The sequence below is a fragment of the Streptomyces sp. NPDC056231 genome, assembly GCF_048270745.1.
In the GTDB taxonomy this organism is placed as follows: domain Bacteria; phylum Actinomycetota; class Actinomycetes; order Streptomycetales; family Streptomycetaceae; genus Streptomyces.
The window spans coordinates 23664-42523 of sequence record NZ_JBLVKW010000009.1 but is presented as its reverse complement, the minus strand read 5'-3'; the positions used below and the strand labels follow the sequence as shown (position 1 = coordinate 42523).

At 70.5% G+C, this 18860-nt stretch carries 19 protein-coding genes; 15 read left to right on the top strand and 4 right to left on the bottom strand.

The features are described from left to right. The first annotated feature begins 10 nt into the window (after positions 1-10). On the top strand, positions 11-1210 hold the full coding sequence (locus ACNPQM_RS10300; protein WP_358858766.1) for a sensor histidine kinase: 1200 nt from the start codon (positions 11-13) through the stop codon (positions 1208-1210). Between the two features lie 43 nt (positions 1211-1253). Then, positions 1254-1931, top strand: a complete 678-nt coding sequence (locus ACNPQM_RS10295; protein ID WP_418083778.1) for a response regulator — start codon at positions 1254-1256, stop codon at positions 1929-1931. Between the two features lie 80 nt (positions 1932-2011). Here ACNPQM_RS10295 and ACNPQM_RS10290 read toward each other — a convergent pair whose 3' ends face one another. Next, entirely contained in the window at positions 2012-3124 is a 1113-nt protein-coding gene (locus ACNPQM_RS10290; protein WP_358858764.1) for a DUF5937 family protein, read from the bottom strand. Positions 3125-3229: 105 nt separating this feature from the next. Between ACNPQM_RS10290 and ACNPQM_RS10285 the strand changes: the two genes are divergently transcribed. Continuing rightward, entirely contained in the window at positions 3230-3505 is a 276-nt protein-coding gene (locus ACNPQM_RS10285; RefSeq protein WP_358858763.1) for a hypothetical protein, read from the top strand. Positions 3506-3637: 132 nt separating this feature from the next. Here the strand turns inward: ACNPQM_RS10285 and ACNPQM_RS10280 are convergent, their stop codons facing one another. Next, a complete protein-coding gene (locus tag ACNPQM_RS10280) occupies positions 3638-4831 on the bottom strand; it encodes a threonine aldolase family protein (RefSeq protein ID WP_418083777.1) in 1194 nt (397 codons plus the stop codon). A 180-nt stretch (positions 4832-5011) separates the two neighbouring features. Here ACNPQM_RS10280 and ACNPQM_RS10275 point away from each other — a divergent pair, with 180 nt between their 5' ends. The 10 genes from ACNPQM_RS10275 (at position 5012) to ACNPQM_RS10230 (ending at position 13119) form a co-directional block, all read left to right on the top strand. Further along, entirely contained in the window at positions 5012-5971 is a 960-nt protein-coding gene (locus ACNPQM_RS10275; protein WP_358858761.1) for a Rossmann-like and DUF2520 domain-containing protein, read from the top strand. Beyond that, positions 5968-6981 carry a pantoate--beta-alanine ligase gene (gene panC / locus ACNPQM_RS10270; RefSeq protein WP_418083776.1) on the top strand — a complete coding sequence of 338 codons (1014 nt, stop codon included), beginning with the start codon at positions 5968-5970 and terminating at the stop codon, positions 6979-6981. The genes ACNPQM_RS10275 and panC overlap by 4 nt, the downstream gene beginning before the upstream one ends. Then, on the top strand, positions 6978-8729 hold the full coding sequence (locus tag ACNPQM_RS10265; RefSeq protein ID WP_418083775.1) for an L-aspartate oxidase: 1752 nt from the start codon (positions 6978-6980) through the stop codon (positions 8727-8729). Before panC ends, ACNPQM_RS10265 begins: the two co-directional genes overlap by 4 nt. Before the next feature lie 2 nt (positions 8730-8731). Then, the gene (gene nadC / locus ACNPQM_RS10260) at positions 8732-9775 is read left to right on the top strand and encodes a carboxylating nicotinate-nucleotide diphosphorylase (protein ID WP_418083774.1); all 1044 of its coding nucleotides are present in this window, start codon (positions 8732-8734) and stop codon (positions 9773-9775) included. Beyond that, positions 9775-10572, top strand: coding sequence for a type III pantothenate kinase (locus ACNPQM_RS10255; RefSeq protein ID WP_266984380.1), 798 nt, complete (start codon positions 9775-9777; stop codon positions 10570-10572). The genes nadC and ACNPQM_RS10255 overlap by 1 nt, the downstream gene beginning before the upstream one ends. 138 nt (positions 10573-10710) lie before the next feature. Beyond that, a complete protein-coding gene (locus tag ACNPQM_RS10250; RefSeq protein WP_418083854.1) occupies positions 10711-11292 on the top strand; it encodes a hypothetical protein in 582 nt (193 codons plus the stop codon). A 61-nt stretch (positions 11293-11353) separates the two neighbouring features. Then, a complete protein-coding gene (locus tag ACNPQM_RS10245) occupies positions 11354-11533 on the top strand; it encodes a hypothetical protein (RefSeq protein WP_418083773.1) in 180 nt (59 codons plus the stop codon). A 122-nt stretch (positions 11534-11655) separates the two neighbouring features. Then, a complete protein-coding gene (locus ACNPQM_RS10240; protein ID WP_418083772.1) occupies positions 11656-12072 on the top strand; it encodes a BlaI/MecI/CopY family transcriptional regulator in 417 nt (138 codons plus the stop codon). 57 nt (positions 12073-12129) lie between these two features. Further along, positions 12130-12639, top strand: coding sequence for an amino-acid N-acetyltransferase (locus tag ACNPQM_RS10235; protein ID WP_358858827.1), 510 nt, complete (start codon positions 12130-12132; stop codon positions 12637-12639). A gap of 144 nt (positions 12640-12783) precedes the next feature. Further along, positions 12784-13119: a histone-like nucleoid-structuring protein Lsr2 gene (locus ACNPQM_RS10230; protein WP_327368168.1), complete on the top strand. Its 336-nt coding sequence runs from the start codon at positions 12784-12786 to the stop codon at positions 13117-13119. On the opposite strand, the gene ACNPQM_RS10225 is transcribed toward ACNPQM_RS10230, so the two are convergent. Further along, positions 13098-13736, bottom strand: a complete 639-nt coding sequence (locus tag ACNPQM_RS10225) for an SCO3374 family protein (protein ID WP_418083771.1) — start codon at positions 13734-13736, stop codon at positions 13098-13100. The two genes, ACNPQM_RS10230 and ACNPQM_RS10225, sit on opposite strands and share 22 nt — an antisense overlap. Before the next feature lie 441 nt (positions 13737-14177). Between ACNPQM_RS10225 and ACNPQM_RS10220 the strand changes: the two genes are divergently transcribed. Both ACNPQM_RS10220 and ACNPQM_RS10215 read left to right on the top strand, forming a co-directional pair. Further along, positions 14178-16706, top strand: coding sequence for an ATP-dependent Clp protease ATP-binding subunit (locus tag ACNPQM_RS10220; protein WP_418083770.1), 2529 nt, complete (start codon positions 14178-14180; stop codon positions 16704-16706). A gap of 711 nt (positions 16707-17417) precedes the next feature. Beyond that, a complete protein-coding gene (locus ACNPQM_RS10215) occupies positions 17418-18119 on the top strand; it encodes a M23 family metallopeptidase (protein WP_418083769.1) in 702 nt (233 codons plus the stop codon). Positions 18120-18189: 70 nt separating this feature from the next. Here ACNPQM_RS10215 and ACNPQM_RS10210 read toward each other — a convergent pair whose 3' ends face one another. After that, a complete protein-coding gene (locus ACNPQM_RS10210; protein ID WP_418083768.1) occupies positions 18190-18777 on the bottom strand; it encodes a TetR/AcrR family transcriptional regulator in 588 nt (195 codons plus the stop codon). Between the last annotated feature and the right edge of the window lie 83 nt (positions 18778-18860).

Below are 18860 nucleotides of genomic sequence, written 5' to 3'. Positions count from 1 at the left end.
GCTGGGTCACGTGCAGCGCCTCTACGACTTCATCCGCAGACACCCGACGGGCGTCGACATCTTCTGGGCTGTCGTCCTCCTCGGTCTCTCCGGCCTGTCCGTGGTGGCCGACTCGAGCCGCGGATCGCAGCGGCTCCCCGCCGTGCCGGTCATCATCGGCCTCTGCCTGGTCGTCGCGCTGCGCCGCAGGGCACCGGAGAAGATGCTGCTGCTCGCCGTCACGATGGGCGTCGCGCAGCTGGCGTTCGGTGTCAGACCGAGCGTCGCGAACTTCGCCATGCTGGTGATCACCTTCACCGTGGCCACGGTCGGTGAGCGCTGGGCGTCCCGGCTCGCGCTGGTCTGCAGTCTCTGCGCGGCCGGTATCTCAGAGCTGCGCTGGCCGAACGAGATGCGGGGCAGCTGGGCGCAGGAGGTCTTCGTCGTCGTCGTCATGACGGTGCCGTTCGTGCTCGCCTGGGTGCTCGGCGACTCGATGCGGACCCGGCGGGCGTACTTCGACCAGCTGGAGGAGCGCGCTGCCCGGCTGGAGCGGGAGCGCGAGGCGCAGTCGAAGGTCGCGGTGGCCGCCGAGCGGGCCCGTATCGCCCGCGAACTGCACGATGTCGTCGCACACAACGTCTCCGTCATGGTGGTGCAGGCCGACGGTGCGGCGTACGTGATGGACGCGGCGCCCGACCAGGCCCGGCAGGCCCTGGAGACGATCTCCAGCACCGGCAGGCAGGCCCTCGCCGAGATGCGCCGGCTGCTCGGTGTGTTGCGGACCGGCGACGCCCGGGAGAGCGGGGAGTACGTCCCGCAGCCCGACGTCGAGCAGATCGAGGAACTGATCGAGCAGGTCAGGCAGACCGGCCTGGCAGTGGACTTCAAGATCGAGGGCACTCCGCGCCCGCTCCCCAGCGGGGTCGAGCTGACCGCGTACCGCATCGTGCAGGAGGCCCTGACCAACACCCGCAAGCACGGGGGCCCGGATGCCGGTGCGAGTGTGCGGCTGGTCTACTTCGACGACGGGCTCGGGCTGCTGGTCGAGGACGACGGCCGGGGCGCCGCGCACGAACTGTACGAGGACGGCGGCGCCGACGGCGCGGGCCACGGGATGATCGGCATGCGCGAGCGGGTCGGCATGGTCGGCGGCACGCTCGACGCCGGGCCGCGCCCCGGCGGCGGTTTCCGGATCAGCGCGCTGCTGCCGCTCAAGCCCGCCCACTAGCCGGCTGACTCTTGCCGGACAGGAACAGGAGACAAGAACCCTCATGGCGATCCGCGTGATGCTCGTCGACGACCAGGTGCTGCTGCGCACCGGCTTCCGGATGGTGCTCGCAGCCCAGCCGGACATGGAGGTCGTCGCCGAGGCCGGCGACGGCGCGGAGGCGATCGAGAACCTTCGTTCCACCGCCGTGGACGTGGTGCTGATGGACGTCCGCATGCCGAAGCTGGACGGCGTCGAGGCGACCCGACGCATCTGCGGCAGGCCGGATGCGCCCAAGGTGCTCATCCTGACCACCTTCGACCTCGACGAGTACGCCTTCTCCGGACTGAAGGCGGGGGCCAGCGGCTTCATGCTCAAGGACGTGCCGCCGGGCGAGCTGCTCGCCGCGATCCGTTCGGTGCACAGCGGAGACGCGGTCGTCGCCCCGTCCACCACGCGGCGACTGCTCGACCGCTTCTCGCCCCTGCTGCCGAGCAGCGGCAGCGAACCGCAGCACAAGGACATCGGCAAACTCACCGACCGCGAGCGCGAGGTGATGCTGCTGGTGGCGCAGGGGCTGTCGAACGGCGAGATCGCGGCACGCCTGGTGCTGTCCGAGGCGACGGTGAAGACGCACGTCGGCCGCATCCTCACCAAGCTGAACCTGCGCGACCGGGTGCAGGTCGTCGTCCTCGCGTACGAGACGGGGCTGGTGCGGGCCGGCGGGGGCGGGGCGGGCTGACCGGCATCGCGGTCCCTCCGCGGGACCGTCCGGGCTCAGGCACCGGCGACTGGACCGGGCCCACGGTGCCCGGGTGCCGCTCACCGCAGCACACCCTCCAGGAAGTCGCTGCCGAGCCGGGCCACCACAGTCAGGTCCAGCTGATGCAGCACGTAGCGGCCGCGGCGTCGCGTGGTGACCAGGCCGGCCTTCTTCAGTACCGAAAGATGCCGGGAGACCTCGGGCGCCGTGATGCTGTGCGAGTCGGCGAGTTCACCGGTGGTGTACGGGGAACGGGCGAGGTTGCGGCACAGGCGCATCCGCATGGGGTGGGCCAGCGCCTCCATCCGCAGCTGCAGGAGCTCGACCGAGGCGGGGGACGGCAGCTCCGGGCGGTGCACCGGGTAGTGGATCACCGGGCGCCAGCCGGGTGCGTGCAGCACCATCAGATGCGGCCAGCCGAAGCTGGACGGTATGAGGGTCAGCCCGGCGCCGATGGACGGGTCGGTCGCGGTGGTCGAGCCCTCGGTCATCTTGTCGACGCTGATCCGGCTGCCGCTCTCATCGAGCGAGAGTGCTGCGGACACCGCGCCCAGCGCCTCGCCGGCGCCCTTGCGGCGCAGCAGATCCGTCTTGTGCCGGGCGTCGGCGACCAGCTGGACCTGGACCCGGCGCCAGGTGTCCGCGAAGAACGCCTCGTCGCAGTCCTCGAAGAGGCGCCGGACCCAGCGGCGCACGGGGGCCGGGTCCGCCAGCAACTGCTGGGTGAACTCCACCTGCCGCGGACCGCGCGCCGCCGCCATGTCCAGGGCGCGGGCGCGCATGCCCGGGTCGCTGAGCGGGGAGGGGGCGCCGATCCCGTACAGGCTGGCGCAGGTGAACTCCAGGGCGGAGGCGACGAACCGCTCGTCGTCCAGCCGGTCGAGGATGTCGAGGTCCTCGGCGAGCGTCGCCCCGGTCCTGCCGTCACCGCCGCGGACCCCGGCGAACGGCATGAAGACGTCCGAGAACGTGTTCCGCCACAGGAACTCGGCCTCGTGCAGCCGGTCGGCCAGGTCCGGCTCCAGCGCACTGCCGGTCGCCGTCGCCCAGCCGTGCAGGCCGGGGTGGTGCCCCGGCTCGGAGAGCGCATGCAGCGCGAGCCCCAGTTCGGCGAGGGGCGAGGTCTCGAAGACGATGCGTTCCGGCGGCAGTCCAGCGATGTCGATGTTCACGCTCACCCCTCCATAGTGCGGGGTGCGGCGAGAGCGTCACGCGCCATTTGACGGTGGTCGTCAATCGGCGGGCCGGACCCGCCGGGGCGGCCCCAGGCTGAGGTCATGGACGCGATGCAGCAACACATGATCGACAGCTACCGCGCAGCTCAGCGCGGGGAAGCGCCGCCCCCACTGCCTGGCCGGCACGACTGGGAGGTCGTGCGGCAGGCCCGCGACGCCCGCCGCTTCGAAGCGGTGGTCGAAGGCCGCCCGGCGTACCGCCGCTGGAGAGCGGCCCTCCGAGAACGCCTCACCCGCCGCCTGCCGGGCACCGTCGGCCGGTCCGGCAGCCCCGCCCGGCGCGTCGGCCCCGGCACTTCCGGCCCGTCCGGCGTGTGAGGACGGAACGGGTGCCCGGAAGACCGGGGCGCCCGCTGACCGGGGCGGTGACCTCGGCGCCACCGGCCGGCCCGTCCGGCGGCCGACGACGGAAAGGCCCCCCGGACACCCGCCTCCCATGTGCCGGTCGGTCTAAGCCAGTCGCCGCACGAACTCCCCCACCGCTTCCCGTACGTCCTGTTTCGTCCACTCCAGCCCCGCCTCCGCCACCGTGACCTCCGTGTACGAGATCCCGGGCGGCCCCGCGGCGGCCGGGTGCCACCGGCGGAAGAGCGCCACGCCCGTCTCCTCCGCCTGCCGCACTGCCGCCTCCGTCAGGACATCCGCCGGGTACGGCAGCCACACCTGGAACTGCTGCGTGTGAGGCGGCTCCGGATGCACCCGGAACCACGGAACCGCGGACTCCGCGAACCCCTCGGTCAGCGCCCCGGCCACCACCTTCGCCTGTGCCACGTACGAAGCCAGCTTCGGCAGCTCCCGTTCCAGGCCGATCAGCGCGGCCAGCGCCGCCGGGAACTGCTGGAAGAGCTGCCCGCCGTACCGGTGGCGCCAGGTGCGCGCTTCCTCGATCAGGGACTCGGGACCGGCGAGCGCCGCCCCCGACAGCCCGCCGAGGCTCTTGTAGAACGACACGTACACGCTGTCCGCCAGCGCCGCGATCTCCGGCAGCCCGCGCCCGAACCGGGGGGCGCACTCCCACAGCCTCGCGCCGTCTATGTGCACCACCGCATCACGTTCGCGCGCGGCCGCCACGACGGCCTCCAGCTCCTCCCACTCCGGCAGGACGAAACCGGCGTCGCGCAGCGGCAGCTCCAGCATGAGCGTGCCGAACGGTTCGGCGAAGTCGCGGATCTCCTCCGCGGTCGGCAGCCGCGGCGCGGACGTCGGGTGGACGGTACGCAGCCCGCTCACCATCCCCAGCGCGCCGCCCTCGTGCACCTCGGGGTGGGCGAGCGGGTGCAGCGCCACGGTCGGATTGCCGGTGCGCCCCGCCCAGCAGCGCAGGGCTACCTGCTGTGCCATCGTCCCGGTCGGGAAGAACGCCGCCGACTCCATGCCCAGTAGCCCGGCGATCCGCGTCTCCAGCTGGGCGACGACGCCGTCGCCGTAGATGTCCACGGGCTGGTCCGGGTCGGAGACGGACGCGGCGTGTGCGGCGAGGTCGGCCAGCTGTTCTCCGAGGGTGCGGTCGACCTGCGGCCGCGCCAGGACCCGCTCTGCCCGGCGCCAGGCGCCGATCCGGCGAAGGCGCTCCGCCTGTTCGTCGCCCGGGGAGCCGCCCCGTGCCTCGTCGTGTACCTGCACCTGCTCATCCGTGTCTGCCATGGGACGATCATCACGCAGAGCGCCGCCCCCGCCACACCTTTTCGCGGTCCCTGCCCCGTCGTCGGTCCATGTGTTCGTCCACAGCCTGTGGACGGCCGGGAGCCCGGACGAAACGCTGGCGTAGCATGCAAAGAAATCGTCCGGTACCCCCCGCGGACTGGAACGGAAGGCCATCGCCGCGTGAACGCAACAACACCCAGGGAGCCCCTCGACGCGAGGGACCGCCCCGCCCGACTCACCGTCGGCGTCGTGGGCGCGGGCCGCGTCGGCCCCGCCCTCGCTGCATCCCTGCAGCTCGCCGGGCACCGCCCGGTCGCCGTCTCGGGTGTCTCCGACGCGTCCGTGCGCCGCGCCGCCTCGCTTCTGCCCGACGTCCCCCTTGTGCAGCCCGCAGAGGTGCTCGCCCGCGCCGAGCTGGTGCTGCTGACCGTCCCCGACGACGCCCTGCCCGGCTTGGTCGAGGGCCTCGCCGAGACGGGCGCGGTCCGCCCGGGACAGCTGATCGTCCACACGTCGGGGCGCTACGGGACCGGGGTCCTGGACCCCGCACTGCGGGCCGGCGCCCTGCCGCTCGCCCTGCACCCGGCGATGACGTTCACCGGCACCGCTGTCGACGTACAGCGGCTGGCCGGCTGCTCCTTCGGAGTCACCGCCCCCGAGGAGCTGCGGCTCGCTGCCGAGGCTTTGGTCATCGAGATGGGCGGCGAACCGGAATGGATCGCGGAGGAGTCCCGTCCGCTCTACCACGCGGCGCTCGCCCTCGGCGCGAACCACCTGGTCACCCTGGTCGCCCAGTCGATGGAGCTGCTGCGCACGGCAGGGGTCGCGGCCCCCGACCGGATGCTCGGCCCGCTCCTCGGCGCCGCACTCGACAACGCGCTGCGCTCCGGTGACAACGCGCTGACCGGCCCGGTGGCCCGCGGTGACGCAGGCACGGTCGCCGCACACATCGGCGAGCTGCGCAGGCACGCCCCGCAGACCGTGGCCGGTTACCTTGCCATGGCCCGTGCCACCGCCGACCGGGCGCTCGCGCACGGCCTGCTCAAGCCGGAACTGGCAGAGGACCTGCTCGGCGTCCTGTCCGACGGCGGGACCGGTGCGGGCGGCGCGGGCAGCACAGGACCGGGAAGGACCCGATGAACACGACCGGAGCGACCATGCTGCTGCGTACGGCGGCCGAACTCGACGCGTTCGGCGCACGCACGGGGCCGCGGGCCCTCGTCATGACGATGGGCGCCCTGCACGAGGGCCACGCCACCCTGATCCGTGCCGCACGCACCGCCGCGGGCCCGGACGGCCAGGTCGTCGTCACCGTGTTCGTCAACCCGCTGCAGTTCGGTGAGGCGGCGGACCTCGACCGCTACCCCCGTACCCTCGACGCCGATCTCGCCGTCGCGGGCGCGGCCGGTGCCGACGCCGTCTTCGCCCCGTCCGTCGACGAGGTCTACCCCGGTGGCGAACCGCAGGTCAGGATCGCCGCGGGCCCGATGGGCGAGCGTCTGGAAGGTGCGTCCCGCCCCGGGCACTTCGACGGGATGCTGACCGTCGTCGCCAAGATGCTGCACCTCACCCGCCCCGATGCGGCGTACTTCGGACAGAAGGACGCCCAGCAGCTGGCGCTGATCCGCCGCATGGTGCGCGATCTGAACTTTCCGGTGGAGATCGTCGGGGTGGAGACGGTCCGCGAGCCCGACGGCCTCGCGCTCTCCAGCCGCAACCGTTTCCTCGACGCCGAGGAGCGCCGCACCGCCCTCGCTCTTTCCCGGGCCCTGTTCGCCGCCCGGGACCGGCTGGCCGCCCAGCAGGCGCTGCACGCCCGCGCCCAGACCACTACGGCGACGACGGGCCGGGCCGCCGCGCTCACCCGCCTCGGCGAGGTCCGCGCGGCCGCCGACACCCAGGCGGTGGCCTGGGCCCGGCCGGACGACGGACCCGCGGCGGTACGCGCAGCCGCACGCACGATCCTCGACGACGCGGCCGCCGCGCAGCCCCCGCTCGCACTGGACTATCTGGCGCTCGTGGACCCGGCCGACTTCACCGAGATCCCCGATGACCGGACAACCGGTGACGCGATCCTCGCCGTTGCCGCACGGGTGGGTGCCACCCGGCTCATCGACAACATCCCGCTGACCTTCGGAGCCGACACGTGACCGGAATACGGCTGACCGCCCCCGCCCCCGGCTGGGCCATCGACGCGGATGTCGTGGTGGTCGGCTCCGGCGTCGCCGGCCTCACCACCGCGCTGCGCTGCGCGGCCGCGGGCCTCGCCACCGTCGTCGTCACCAAGGCCCGCCTCGACGACGGCTCCACCCGCTGGGCGCAGGGCGGCATCGCTGCGGCGCTCGGCGAGGGCGACACCCCCGAACAGCACCTGGCCGACACTCTGGTCGCGGGCGCGGGCCTGTGCGACGAGTCCGCGGTGCGGACCCTGGTCACCGAGGGCCCCAACGCCGTACGCCGCCTGATCGAGACCGGCGCGCACTTCGACACCACCGACACCGGCGACATCGCGCTCACCCGCGAGGGCGGCCACCACCGCCGCCGTATCGCCCACGCGGGCGGGGACGCGACGGGCGCAGAGATCTCCCGCACCCTGGTCGAGGCGGTCCGCTCCGCCGCCCTCCACACCGTGGAGAACGCCCTGGTGCTGGACCTGCTGACGGACGCCGAAGGGCGTACCGCGGGCGTCACCCTGCACGTCATGGGCGAGGGCCAGCACGACGGCGTCGGCGCGGTCCACGCCCCCGCGGTGGTCCTTGCCACCGGCGGCATGGGCCAGGTCTTCTCCGCCACCACCAACCCGCCGGTCTCCACCGGCGACGGTGTCGCGCTCGCCCTGCGGGCCGGTGCGGAGGTCTCCGACCTCGAGTTCGTCCAGTTCCACCCGACGGTCCTCTTCCTCGGCGCGGACTCCGAGGGCCAGCAGCCCCTCGTATCGGAAGCGGTACGGGGCGAGGGCGCCCATCTCGTCGACGCGTCCGGTACGCGGTTCATGGTCGGACAGCACGAACTGGCGGAGCTGGCACCCCGCGACATCGTCGCCAAGGCCATCACCCGCCAGATGCAGCTGCACGGCGCGGACCACATGTATCTCGACGCCCGCCACTTCGGCGCCGAGATGTGGGAGCAGCGGTTCCCCACGATCCTGGCGGCCTGCCGCGCCAACGGCATCGACCCGATCACCGAACCCGTCCCGGTGGCGCCCGCCGCACACTACGCCTCCGGCGGCATCCGCACCGACCTGCGCGGCCGGACGACGGTCCCGGGCCTGTACGCGTGCGGAGAGGTCGCCTGCACGGGCGTGCACGGCGCGAACCGGCTGGCGTCCAACTCGCTCCTGGAAGGGCTGGTCTTCGCCGAGCGCATCGCTGCGGACATCGTCGCGAACGGTCCGCGCACCGCGCAGGCACCGGCCTCCGAAACGCCGGCTGCCGGACTTCCCGCCCCCTCCCCGCTCCTTGCCCCCGAGGTGCGGCCGCAGATCCAGCGAATCATGACCCAGGGCGCCGGAGTCCTCCGTTCCGCAGCCAGCCTCGCCACGGCCGCCGACGAGCTGGAGGCCCTGCACCGCAGCGCCGCCGTCGACGCCGAGGCGGCCGAGCCCAAGGTCGCCGTGCCCGGCGTCGAGGCATGGGAGGCCACCAACCTCCTCCTCGTCTCGCGCGTCCTGGTCGCTGCCGCCCGGGAGCGCGAGGAGACCCGCGGCTGCCACTGGCGCGAGGACCGGCCCGAGCGCGACGACGAGACCTGGCGCCGCCACCTCGTCGTCCGGCTCACCCCCGACCGGCAGCCGGTCCTGGCCCGTACGGAGTCCGAGGCATTCCCGCCCGTACGCGCGACGGGGGCACCAGACTGCGCAACAGCACCCACGAACCACCCCACCCCCAAGGAGCCGTAACCGTGAGCACGCCCGAAGAGAATCCGCGCCCCACACCCGTGGACGTACCGCTGATCCAGATCGGCGCGCCCGCACCGGCCGCGGGCGGCTGCGGGGACGCCTGCGGCTGCGGCGGGGAGGAAGGCTATGAGCTGGACCCCCTGGAGTGCGGTCTCGACCCCGACCTCGCCCAGCTGCTCGCCGACGCGGGCCTCGACCCGGTCCAGGTCGAGGACATCGCGCACGTCGCCATCGAGGAGGACCTCGACGGCGGTGTGGACGTCACAACCGTCGCCACGGTCTCCGAGGAGGCCATGGCCGTCGGTGACTTCACCGCCCGCGAGGCCGGTGTCATCGCAGGTCTGCGCGTCGCCGAGGCCGTCCTCTCCATCGTCTGCACGGCTGAGTTCGAGGTCGAGCGCCATGTCGAGGACGGCGACCGCGTCGCCCCCGGCCAGAAGCTGCTGACCGTCACCACCCGCACCCGTGACCTGCTCACCGGCGAGCGCAGCGCGCTCAACCTGCTCTGCAGGCTCTCGGGCATCGCGACCGCGACCCGCGCCTGGGCCGATGTGCTCGAAGGCACGAAGACGAAGGTCCGCGACACCCGCAAGACCACCCCGGGTCTGCGTGCCCTGGAGAAGTACGCGGTGCGCTGCGGCGGCGGCGTCAACCACCGGATGTCGCTCTCCGATGCCGCGCTGGTCAAGGACAACCACGTCATCGCGGCGGGTGGCGTCGCCGAGGCGTTCAAGCGGGTGCGGGACGAGTTCCCGGACGTGCCGATCGAGGTCGAGGTCGACACCCTGGACCAGGTCCGCGAGGTCCTGGAGGCGGGAGCCGACCTGATCCTGCTGGACAACTTCACCCCGTCCCGGACCGAGGAGGCCGTCGCGCTCGTCGGCGGCCGCGCGGTCCTGGAGTCCTCCGGCCGGCTCACCCTCGACACCGCCAGTGCCTACGCCGCCACAGGCGTCGACTACCTGGCTGTGGGCGCGCTCACCCACTCCTCGCCGATCCTCGACATCGGCCTGGACTTCCGCGACACCGACGGGGCCGGCGTCTGATGCTGCTCACCATCGACGTCGGTAACACCCACACCGTCCTGGGCCTGTTCGACGGTGAGGAGATCGTCGAGCACTGGCGGATCTCCACCGACGCCCGCCGCACCGCGGACGAGCTCGCGGTGCTGCTCAACGGCCTGATGGGCATGCACCCGCTGCTCGGTGAGGAGCTGGGCGACGGCATCGAGGGCATCGCGATCTGCTCCACGGTCCCGGCCGTCCTGCACGAGCTGCGCGAGGTCACCCGCCGCTACTACGGCGACGTGCCCGCCGTGCTCGTCGAGCCGGGCATCAAGACGGGCGTCCCGATCCTGATGGACAACCCGAAGGAGGTCGGCGCGGACCGCATCATCAACGCGGTCGCGGCCGTCGACCTCTACGGCGGCCCGGCGATCGTCGTCGACTTCGGCACGGCGACCACCTTCGACGCGGTCTCCGCCCGGGGCGAGTACGCGGGCGGGGTCATCGCCCCCGGCATCGAGATCTCGGTCGAGGCGCTCGGCGTGAAGGGCGCCCAGCTCCGCAAGATCGAGCTGGCCCGGCCGCGCAGCGTGATCGGCAAGAACACGGTCGAGGCCATGCAGGCGGGGATCGTGTACGGCTTCGCGGGCCAGGTCGACGGCGTCGTCGAGCGCATGAAGAAGGAGCTGGCGGCCGACCCGGACGACGTCACCGTCATCGCGACCGGCGGCCTTGCTCCGATGGTGTTGGGGGAGTCCTCCGTCATCGACGAGCACGAGCCCTGGCTCACGCTCATCGGGCTGCGACTGGTGTACGAGCGCAACATCGCCCGGATGTAGGGCACGCGCCGGGTACCTGCGGGAACGGCGCGGCGGCGCGGAGGCCGCCGCCGCGCCGCCGTCGCCCAGCTAAACGGATTTTGTCCATTTAGCACGTATTGTCGCGTTATGCCCACGCCTTACGGATCACGCGGCGGTATGGCGTTCAGCGCGGACGAGCTGCGTGTGCTCCGACGCGCCCTCGCCAACGCCCTCCGCCCCACGCCCCTGCCCGACGAGGACGTCCAGGACTGCCTGCGGCTCGCGAGTTCCCTGGACGAGGCAGCCGGGGAGGCGGGACGGCTGCGCGCGTTCCTCCTCGCCGACCTCGTCCGCTACCGCGACGCCCTCCCAGGCTCGGTCACCAACTACCTGGAGCTGCTCCAGGATGCCCTGGCCGCCGGATACGACCCCCGCCCGGAGGATCTGGCCGCCCTGCGCACCCAACGGGGCAGACCGGTTGCCGCAGCGCTCCTGGAGCGCTGCCACGTGCTCGCCGAGCGGTCGGTGCGGGCCCGTCTCGCCGGACGCGCCGCACCCGCGACAGCACCCGCCCCACGCAGCCGCCTGCTCGCCCTCCCCGGCGGCCGGGCCGCGACCACGGAACCCGAAAAGCCGAAGGCCCCGGCGCCCCCGGCCCGCCCCGTGCCGCCGTCCGAACGCCCCGCCCCGAAGCCCTCGGAAGTCTTCCCGCCCCGCCGCCGGCCTGCCCCGCCCCCGCAGCAGCGCGCCGCGGGGTAGCCACGCCGGACGGCGGAGGGGTCGCGCGGAGGTCCGTACCGGGATCGCTACTCTGGATCCCATGGACTACGTATCCGCGCTCGTGCCCCCCGTGGTGATGGCCGCCTTCTTCATCGGCCTCGTCGTGACGATCGTCAAGAGCCAGGGCGGCCCGAACAAGGCCAAGGAGGACGCGGTCGTGGACTCGGCGGTCAGTGGCGCCGAGGCGGCGCAGCAGGCGCCGCGGGCCGAAGGCGTCTGACCGGTACGGCGCGTACCGCACCTCGCGCACCGCATGAAGGGCGTGCGGCTCATCGGGAGCCGCACGCCCTTTTGTTGCCCGAATAACCGGCCATTCCAGACATCTAGCACTAAGGTGACGCTGTGCCTCGCCAATTGGGAGAGCTGGAAGACGCCGTGATGACACGGGTCTGGCAATGGAACCGTCCGGTCACCGTCCGGGAAGTCCTTGAGGACCTTCAGAAGGAACGGTCCATCGCGTACACGACCGTCATGACGGTAATGGACAATCTCCATCAGAAGGGCTGGGTGCGCAGGGAAGTCGAAGGCCGCGCATATCGATATACGGCGGTCTCCACCCGCGCCGCCTACTCGGCCGCACTGATGAACGAAGCCTGGTCCCACAGCGACAACCCCGCCGCCGCTCTTGTCGCCTTCTTCGGCATGATGTCCGCCGAGCAGCGGGAAGCACTCAGTGACGCGATGCGGATCGTATCGCCGGAGCTGACGGAGGCCGACGATCGCCCGGCCGATGGCGCGGACACGGAGTCCGGGCGATAGCGTCGGGGCATGTCCTCAGAGCTTCCGCATACCGATTTCCGTACCGAACCGTCGGTTATGAACGCGGCCATCACCGTCCGGCGTGCCCGGACGGGCGATGTTCCCTCGGTCCGCCGTCTCCTTGACGGGTACGTGCGCGAAGGCATCCTGCTCGACAAAGCGACGGTGACGCTTTACGAGGACATCCAGGAGTTCTGGATCGCGGAACGCGACGGGGACGCCCGCGTCATCGGCTGCGGCGCACTCCATGTGATGTGGGAAGACCTTGCGGAAGTACGTACTCTCGCGGTTGATCACAGCATCAAGGGCGCCGGAGTGGGACATCAAGTACTCGACAAGCTGTTGCAGACCGCCCGCTGGCTGGGGGTGCGCCGGGTTTTCTGTCTCACCTTCGAAGTCGACTTCTTCGCCAAGCACGGCTTCGTGGAGATCGGAGAGACGCCGGTCGACACAGATGTCTACAGCGAGCTGCTGCGTTCCTATGACGAGGGCGTAGCAGAGTTCCTCGGTCTCGAACGGGTGAAGCCGAACACCTTGGGTAACAGTCGGATGCTTCTGCACCTGTGACCGTCGGAAGGCGCCGGAACCCTATGTCCGAATCGCGCATGTTTCCCGTGTTCTTGCGCTCCTGAACCTCTCCCAGGGGTTTGTGTTTTCCGGGGAAAAGCGGTTTCCTTTCCGCGTACTGCATTTTCGATGAAAGGAAATCCGGTGGCACAGAAGGTTCAGGTCCTTCTTGTCGATGACCTCGACGGCGGCGAGGCGGACGAGACAGTGACGTTCGCTCTGGATGGCAAGACGTACGAGATCGACCTCACCACGACCAACGCGGACAAGCTCCGTGGTCTTCTTGAGCCGTACACCAAGGGTGGCCGGCGTACCGGCGGCCGTGCAGCGGCGGGTCGTGGCAAGGGTCGCGCCGTTACCGGTGGCAACAAGGACACCGCCGAGATCCGTAAGTGGGCGCGCGAGAACGGTCACAATGTGAATGACCGTGGTCGTGTTCCGGCAGAGATCCGCGAGGCTTACGAGAAGGCCAACGGCTGAACTGCTGACCGATCCGTCGACAGTTCCTTTGCCGACAGCTCCGCTGCCGGTTGCACCGTTGTCGTCCGCCCCTTCCGGGCATGCGCCAACCGGGCCCGGTGGCATTCCGTTGCCACCGCGTCCACGAGCCGTACGAGATCGGGAGCACCCCCACCCCTGCTCCCGAGGCCGGCGAGGGCCGGGAGCTCCGGCTTCCCCTCGTGCCGCAGCTCGGGGGGCCGCAGCCATGCGGCGGCCCCCGGCGAGCGAGGAGCCCAGCCCGGCGGCGTCGGTGCAATGATTCGCCCGCCCGTACCGATGGCGGTCAGTGCGAGGGAGACTCCGCCCCACTCCAGCCAGTCGAGCAGCCCCGGCAGCTCGTCGGCGCTCCCTGCGGCCACCAGCACCCCCATGGTCCGCCCTGTCAGTGCCACGGGCCCGGTGTGCCTCAATCGCCGCAGCGCCGCGTACCCCGCGGCCGCAGGCAGTTCCAGGACGTCGAACCGCAGCCCGGTCGGCAACTGCACCGGAGCGGTCCCTTCCGTCGGCCAGCCGAGTTCGTGCTCGTACCACCACGCACAGTCACCATTGCGCTCGTCGGTGAGTGCTGCGCGTGGGGATGGGACGGTGAGGGCCATGCCCGAAGAACTGCCGAGCGGCCCCAAGGGTTACGCAGGGTCGGCAAACGTGTGCACAGCGTGTCCATGATGGGGGTGGATGGGAGCGTACGAGCGCATTTCCGGGCGCAAGAATGTTCGCCCGTAGCGGAGGGAACCGGCGCGCGCCGCATGGACTGTCTGTAATTGCGGGTAAGAACATCCCTAGTGGGGAGGGGCGACACGCGGCTCGGCACGTCTCACGTTCGCCATCGGCGTACTGGCGATAGGGGTATCTGCTTGGCCTGCGGGAACATCGTCTCGCACCATCGGGTTGGAGCAGTTGTCGGCGTTCGGGGCAGGAGGCCAAGGACGGGTGTCGGCAGTTGGAATGAGCGGTCCCCGCTTGCGGGACTAAGCTGCGGAAGGACAGGGAGGGGACCGACCCCTTTACTGCCTGACCGCTCTGAGGAGCGATTAACGATGTTCGAGAGGTTCACCGACCGCGCGCGGCGGGTTGTCGTCCTGGCTCAGGAAGAAGCCCGGATGCTCAACCACAACTACATCGGCACCGAGCACATCCTCCTGGGCCTTATCCACGAGGGTGAGGGTGTCGCCGCTAAGGCCCTGGAGAGCCTCGGGATTTCGCTCGAGGCGGTCCGCCAGCAGGTGGAGGAGATCATCGGTCAGGGCCAGCAGGCCCCGTCCGGGCACATCCCCTTCACTCCCCGAGCCAAGAAGGTCCTGGAGCTGTCGCTCCGCGAGGCTCTTCAGCTTGGCCACAATTACATCGGCACGGAGCACATCCTGCTCGGCCTGATCCGCGAGGGCGAGGGCGTCGCCGCCCAGGTCCTCGTGAAGCTGGGCGCCGACCTGAACCGGGTGCGGCAGCAGGTCATCCAGCTGCTCTCCGGGTACTCGGGAGGCAAGGAGGCGGCCACCGCAGGCGGCCCCGCGGAGGGCACGCCCTCCACGTCCCTGGTGCTCGACCAGTTCGGCCGGAACCTCACCCAGGCTGCTCGCGAATCCAAGCTCGACCCGGTCATCGGGCGCGAGAAGGAGATCGAGCGGGTCATGCAGGTGCTCTCCCGCCGTACCAAGAACAACCCGGTCCTCATCGGCGAGCCCGGCGTCGGCAAGACGGCGGTCGTCGAGGGCCTGGCGCAGGCCATCGTCAAGGGCGAGGTGCCCGAGACCCTCAAGGACAAGCACCTCTACACCCTCGACCTCGGCGCGCTGGTCGCCGGTTCCCGCTACCGCGGTGACTTCGAGGAGCGCCTGAAGAAGGTCCTCAAGGAGATCCGCACCCGCGGCGACATCATCCTGTTCATCGACGAGCTCCACACCCTTGTGGGTGCGGGCGCCGCCGAGGGCGCGATCGACGCCGCCAGCATCCTCAAGCCCATGCTGGCGCGAGGTGAGCTCCAGACGATCGGTGCGACGACGCTCGACGAGTACCGCAAGCACCTGGAGAAGGACGCCGCTCTCGAGCGCCGCTTCCAGCCCATCCAGGTCGCGGAGCCGTCGCTGCCGCACACCATCGAGATCCTCAAGGGTCTGCGCGACCGCTACGAGGCCCACCACCGCGTCTCCATCACGGACGAGGCGCTGGTCCAGGCCGCGACGCTGGCCGACCGCTACATCTCGGACCGCTTCCTGCCGGACAAGGCGATCGACCTGATCGACGAGGCCGGTTCCCGGATGCGTATCCGCCGGATGACCGCGCCGCCGGACCTCCGCGAGTTCGACGAGAAGATCGCGGGTGTCCGCCGCGACAAGGAGTCGGCCATCGACTCCCAGGACTTCGAGAAGGCAGCGTCCCTCCGCGACAAGGAGAAGCAGCTGCTGGCGGCGAAGGCCAAGCGGGAGAAGGAGTGGAAGGCCGGCGACATGGACGTCGTCGCCGAGGTCGACGGCGAGCTCATCGCCGAAGTCCTGGCCACCGCCACCGGCATCCCGGTCTTCAAGCTGACGGAGGAGGAGTCCTCCCGACTGCTGCGCATGGAGGACGAGCTCCACAAGCGCGTCATCGGCCAGAAGGACGCCATCAAGGCCCTCTCGCAGGCGATCCGCCGTACGCGAGCCGGTCTGAAGGACCCGAAGCGCCCCGGTGGCTCGTTCATCTTCGCCGGCCCGTCCGGTGTCGGTAAGACCGAGCTCTCCAAGACGCTCGCCGAATTCCTCTTCGGCGACGAGGACGCGCTGATCTCCCTCGACATGTCGGAGTTCAGCGAGAAGCACACGGTTTCCCGCCTCTTCGGTTCTCCCCCCGGTTACGTGGGTTACGAAGAGGGCGGCCAGCTCACCGAGAAGGTGCGCCGCAAGCCGTTCTCCGTCGTCCTCTTCGACGAGGTCGAGAAGGCCCACCCCGATATCTTCAATTCCCTGCTCCAGATTCTGGAAGACGGTCGCCTGACCGACTCCCAGGGCCGGGTCGTGGACTTCAAGAACACGGTCATCATCATGACGACCAACCTCGGGACCCGGGACATCTCCAAGGGCTTCAACCTGGGCTTCGCCGCCCAGGGCGACGTCAAGACCGGCTACGAGCGGATGAAGAACAAGGTCAACGAAGAGCTCAAGCAGCACTTCCGTCCGGAGTTCCTCAACCGTGTCGACGACACGGTCGTCTTCCACCAGCTCACCGAGGAAGACATCATCCAGATCGTCGACCTCATGATCGCCAAGGTGGACGAGCGCCTGAAGGACCGCGACATGGGCATCGAGCTCAGCTCGGAAGCCAAGTCGCTCCTGGCGAAGAAGGGCTACGACCCCGTGATGGGCGCCCGGCCGCTACGCCGGACGATCCAGCGCGAGATCGAGGACGTCCTCTCCGAGAAGATCCTCTTCGGTGAGCTGCGCCCCGGTCACATCGTGGTCGTCGGCACCGAGGGCGAGGGCGAGGAGAAGAAGTTCACCTTCCGCGGCGAGGAGAAGTCGGCACTGCCCGACGTCCCGCCGATCGAGCAGGCGGCAGGCGGCGCCGGCCCGAACCTGACGAAGGACGCGTAAGGGCGCGCTGAGCGTCTGAGCATCCGAAGGGGCTGCCCCAGGACCGTTTCGTACGGTTCCGGGGCAGCCCCTTCGCCGTGCCGCCAGGTGCGCGCGATGAGCCCGGGTCCCCATCCAGCAGTCCGTTGACCAGGGCGGGGTGTTCACGGCGGCCACGGTGGCCGGCCGCCGGAGTGGCTGCGGCCCGTCGCACGGGACGCGTCGGCGCCCGCCTCCACCACCCGGGCCGGGTCAGTGCGGTCGCTGGTCATCGCTCTCCCCGCCCCGGGAGCTGAGCGCCTACCGTGACAGCGCAGTCAGGTCGCATGTCGAATGTCCCGAATCGGGCGGTCTTCGGCCCCGTCGGCAGTGACAAGGCGCACACCCCCTCGGCCCCCTCCTATGAGGCATAGGAGACGGGGTCGTGATCACGGAAGGGGCCTTCGCCCCGCGGTGGAACGGGACCTTCGGTGCGGCGGAGGGGGAGGCCCGAAACGCTGCAGCATGTCCGTTTCGGGCGGTTTGGAGCTGGGGTTAAACCTGTTCGGCCGAGGAGATTCGGCCGAGTTGTGTGTTGAGGATCCGGGGCCCGTGGCAACGAGTTCCTTGGGGTGCGAATACGGCTTTTCTTCGTAGATAGGGTGTTTGGGTGCAAGTGGGGTGGCGGGTTACCAAGGGATGGCCAGCCCGGCGGACGAGCCGGGCTCACTCGCATCCGGAGGATCCCCGCTTATGTCGAAGCGCGTTACGTTCCAGCACTCCCGCCGCCCGTCCGTGTCCCGTGTCCGTGGCGCCGTAGTGGCAGCCGGCCTGGGGACGTCGATGGTTCTCGGTGCGGGCGCTGCGTTCGCGGCCGCCCCGGCGAGCGCCCCCGGCACCGCGAGCCTGATCGGCAACACGGCGGCCGACTCGGTCGCCGTGCAGGCGGCCGCGCAGGCCAAGGCGGCGGTCAAGAAGGCCGCTGCGGCGGAGCAGGCCGCACGCAGCTCCGCCAAGGAGGCCGCCGGCAAGGCGGCCTCCTGGACGAAGCCGGTCCGCCACTACACGCTGAGCGCCTCCTTCGGCACCGACGGCAGCCGCTGGGCTCACAAGCACTCCGGCCAGGACTTCGCCGTCCCGGTCGGGACCACGGTCGAGGCCGCGCACTCCGGCACGGTCGTGAAGGCCGGCCCGAACGGCGGCGGTGACGGTCCCGCATACGGCAACGCCATCGTGATCAAGCACGGCAATGGCACGTACTCGCAGTACGCGCACCTGTCGCGGATCGACGTGCGCATAGGCCAGACCGTGGGCACGGGCGAGAAGATCGCCCTCTCGGGCAACACCGGTAACTCCAGCGGCCCGCACCTGCACTTCGAGATCCGTCAAACCGCCAACTACGGTTCGGCGATCAATCCGGTCTCGTTCCTGCACCAGCAGGGCGTCACGGTCTGACCCGACCTGACGACCGCACCACGGCCCGGATCCCGTTCGCGCCCGGCGGGCGGGACGTTCGAAACACGACCTAGCCCGCGTGGCCCGGGCGGCTGTGGGCTTGGGTGATGAGATCGAAGGCGACTTCGAGGACGGCTTTGCGCTTGTCCTCGGGGTCGCCGTCGAAGTCCTTGAGGGCGAACATGCCCGCATGCAGTGCGAAGAGTGCGGTGAAGCAGCGCACCTGGTCGGTCAGCGGCGCGTCGGGTTCCTTGATCAGGTCGACGAGGGTCACGACGCGCCCCTTGATGGTCTCTCCGATGCTGAGATCCCGTATGGTCGCCTGGTTCTCCTGCATGAACCGGAAGAGTGGTGCCGCCGCGGCCAGTGCGTCGCTGTAGCGGACCAGGATCTCCTTCTTCGTCTCCAGGGTGCGCGGCTGTTCCTTGCCCCAGGCGATCAGCTCCTCGACGGGCCGGTTGAGGTCCTCGAAGATGCTGATGAGGATGTCTTCCTTGGTCTTGAAGTGGTAGTACAGCGCCGCCTTGGTGACGTCCAGCTTCTCGGAGATCTCGCGCAGTGAGGTCTTCTCGTAGCCCTGCTCGGCGAAGAGCTCCAGGGCGACGTCCTGGATACGCTGGCGCGTATTGCCCCGGCGTGGCTGCGGCGTGCTGCCCATGGTGCGCTCCCCAAAAAAACTTGCTTGACGCCCGGCTAGTTGCGGGTCTACTTTCCCTAGTGTAGTCAACTAGCCGGGCGGCA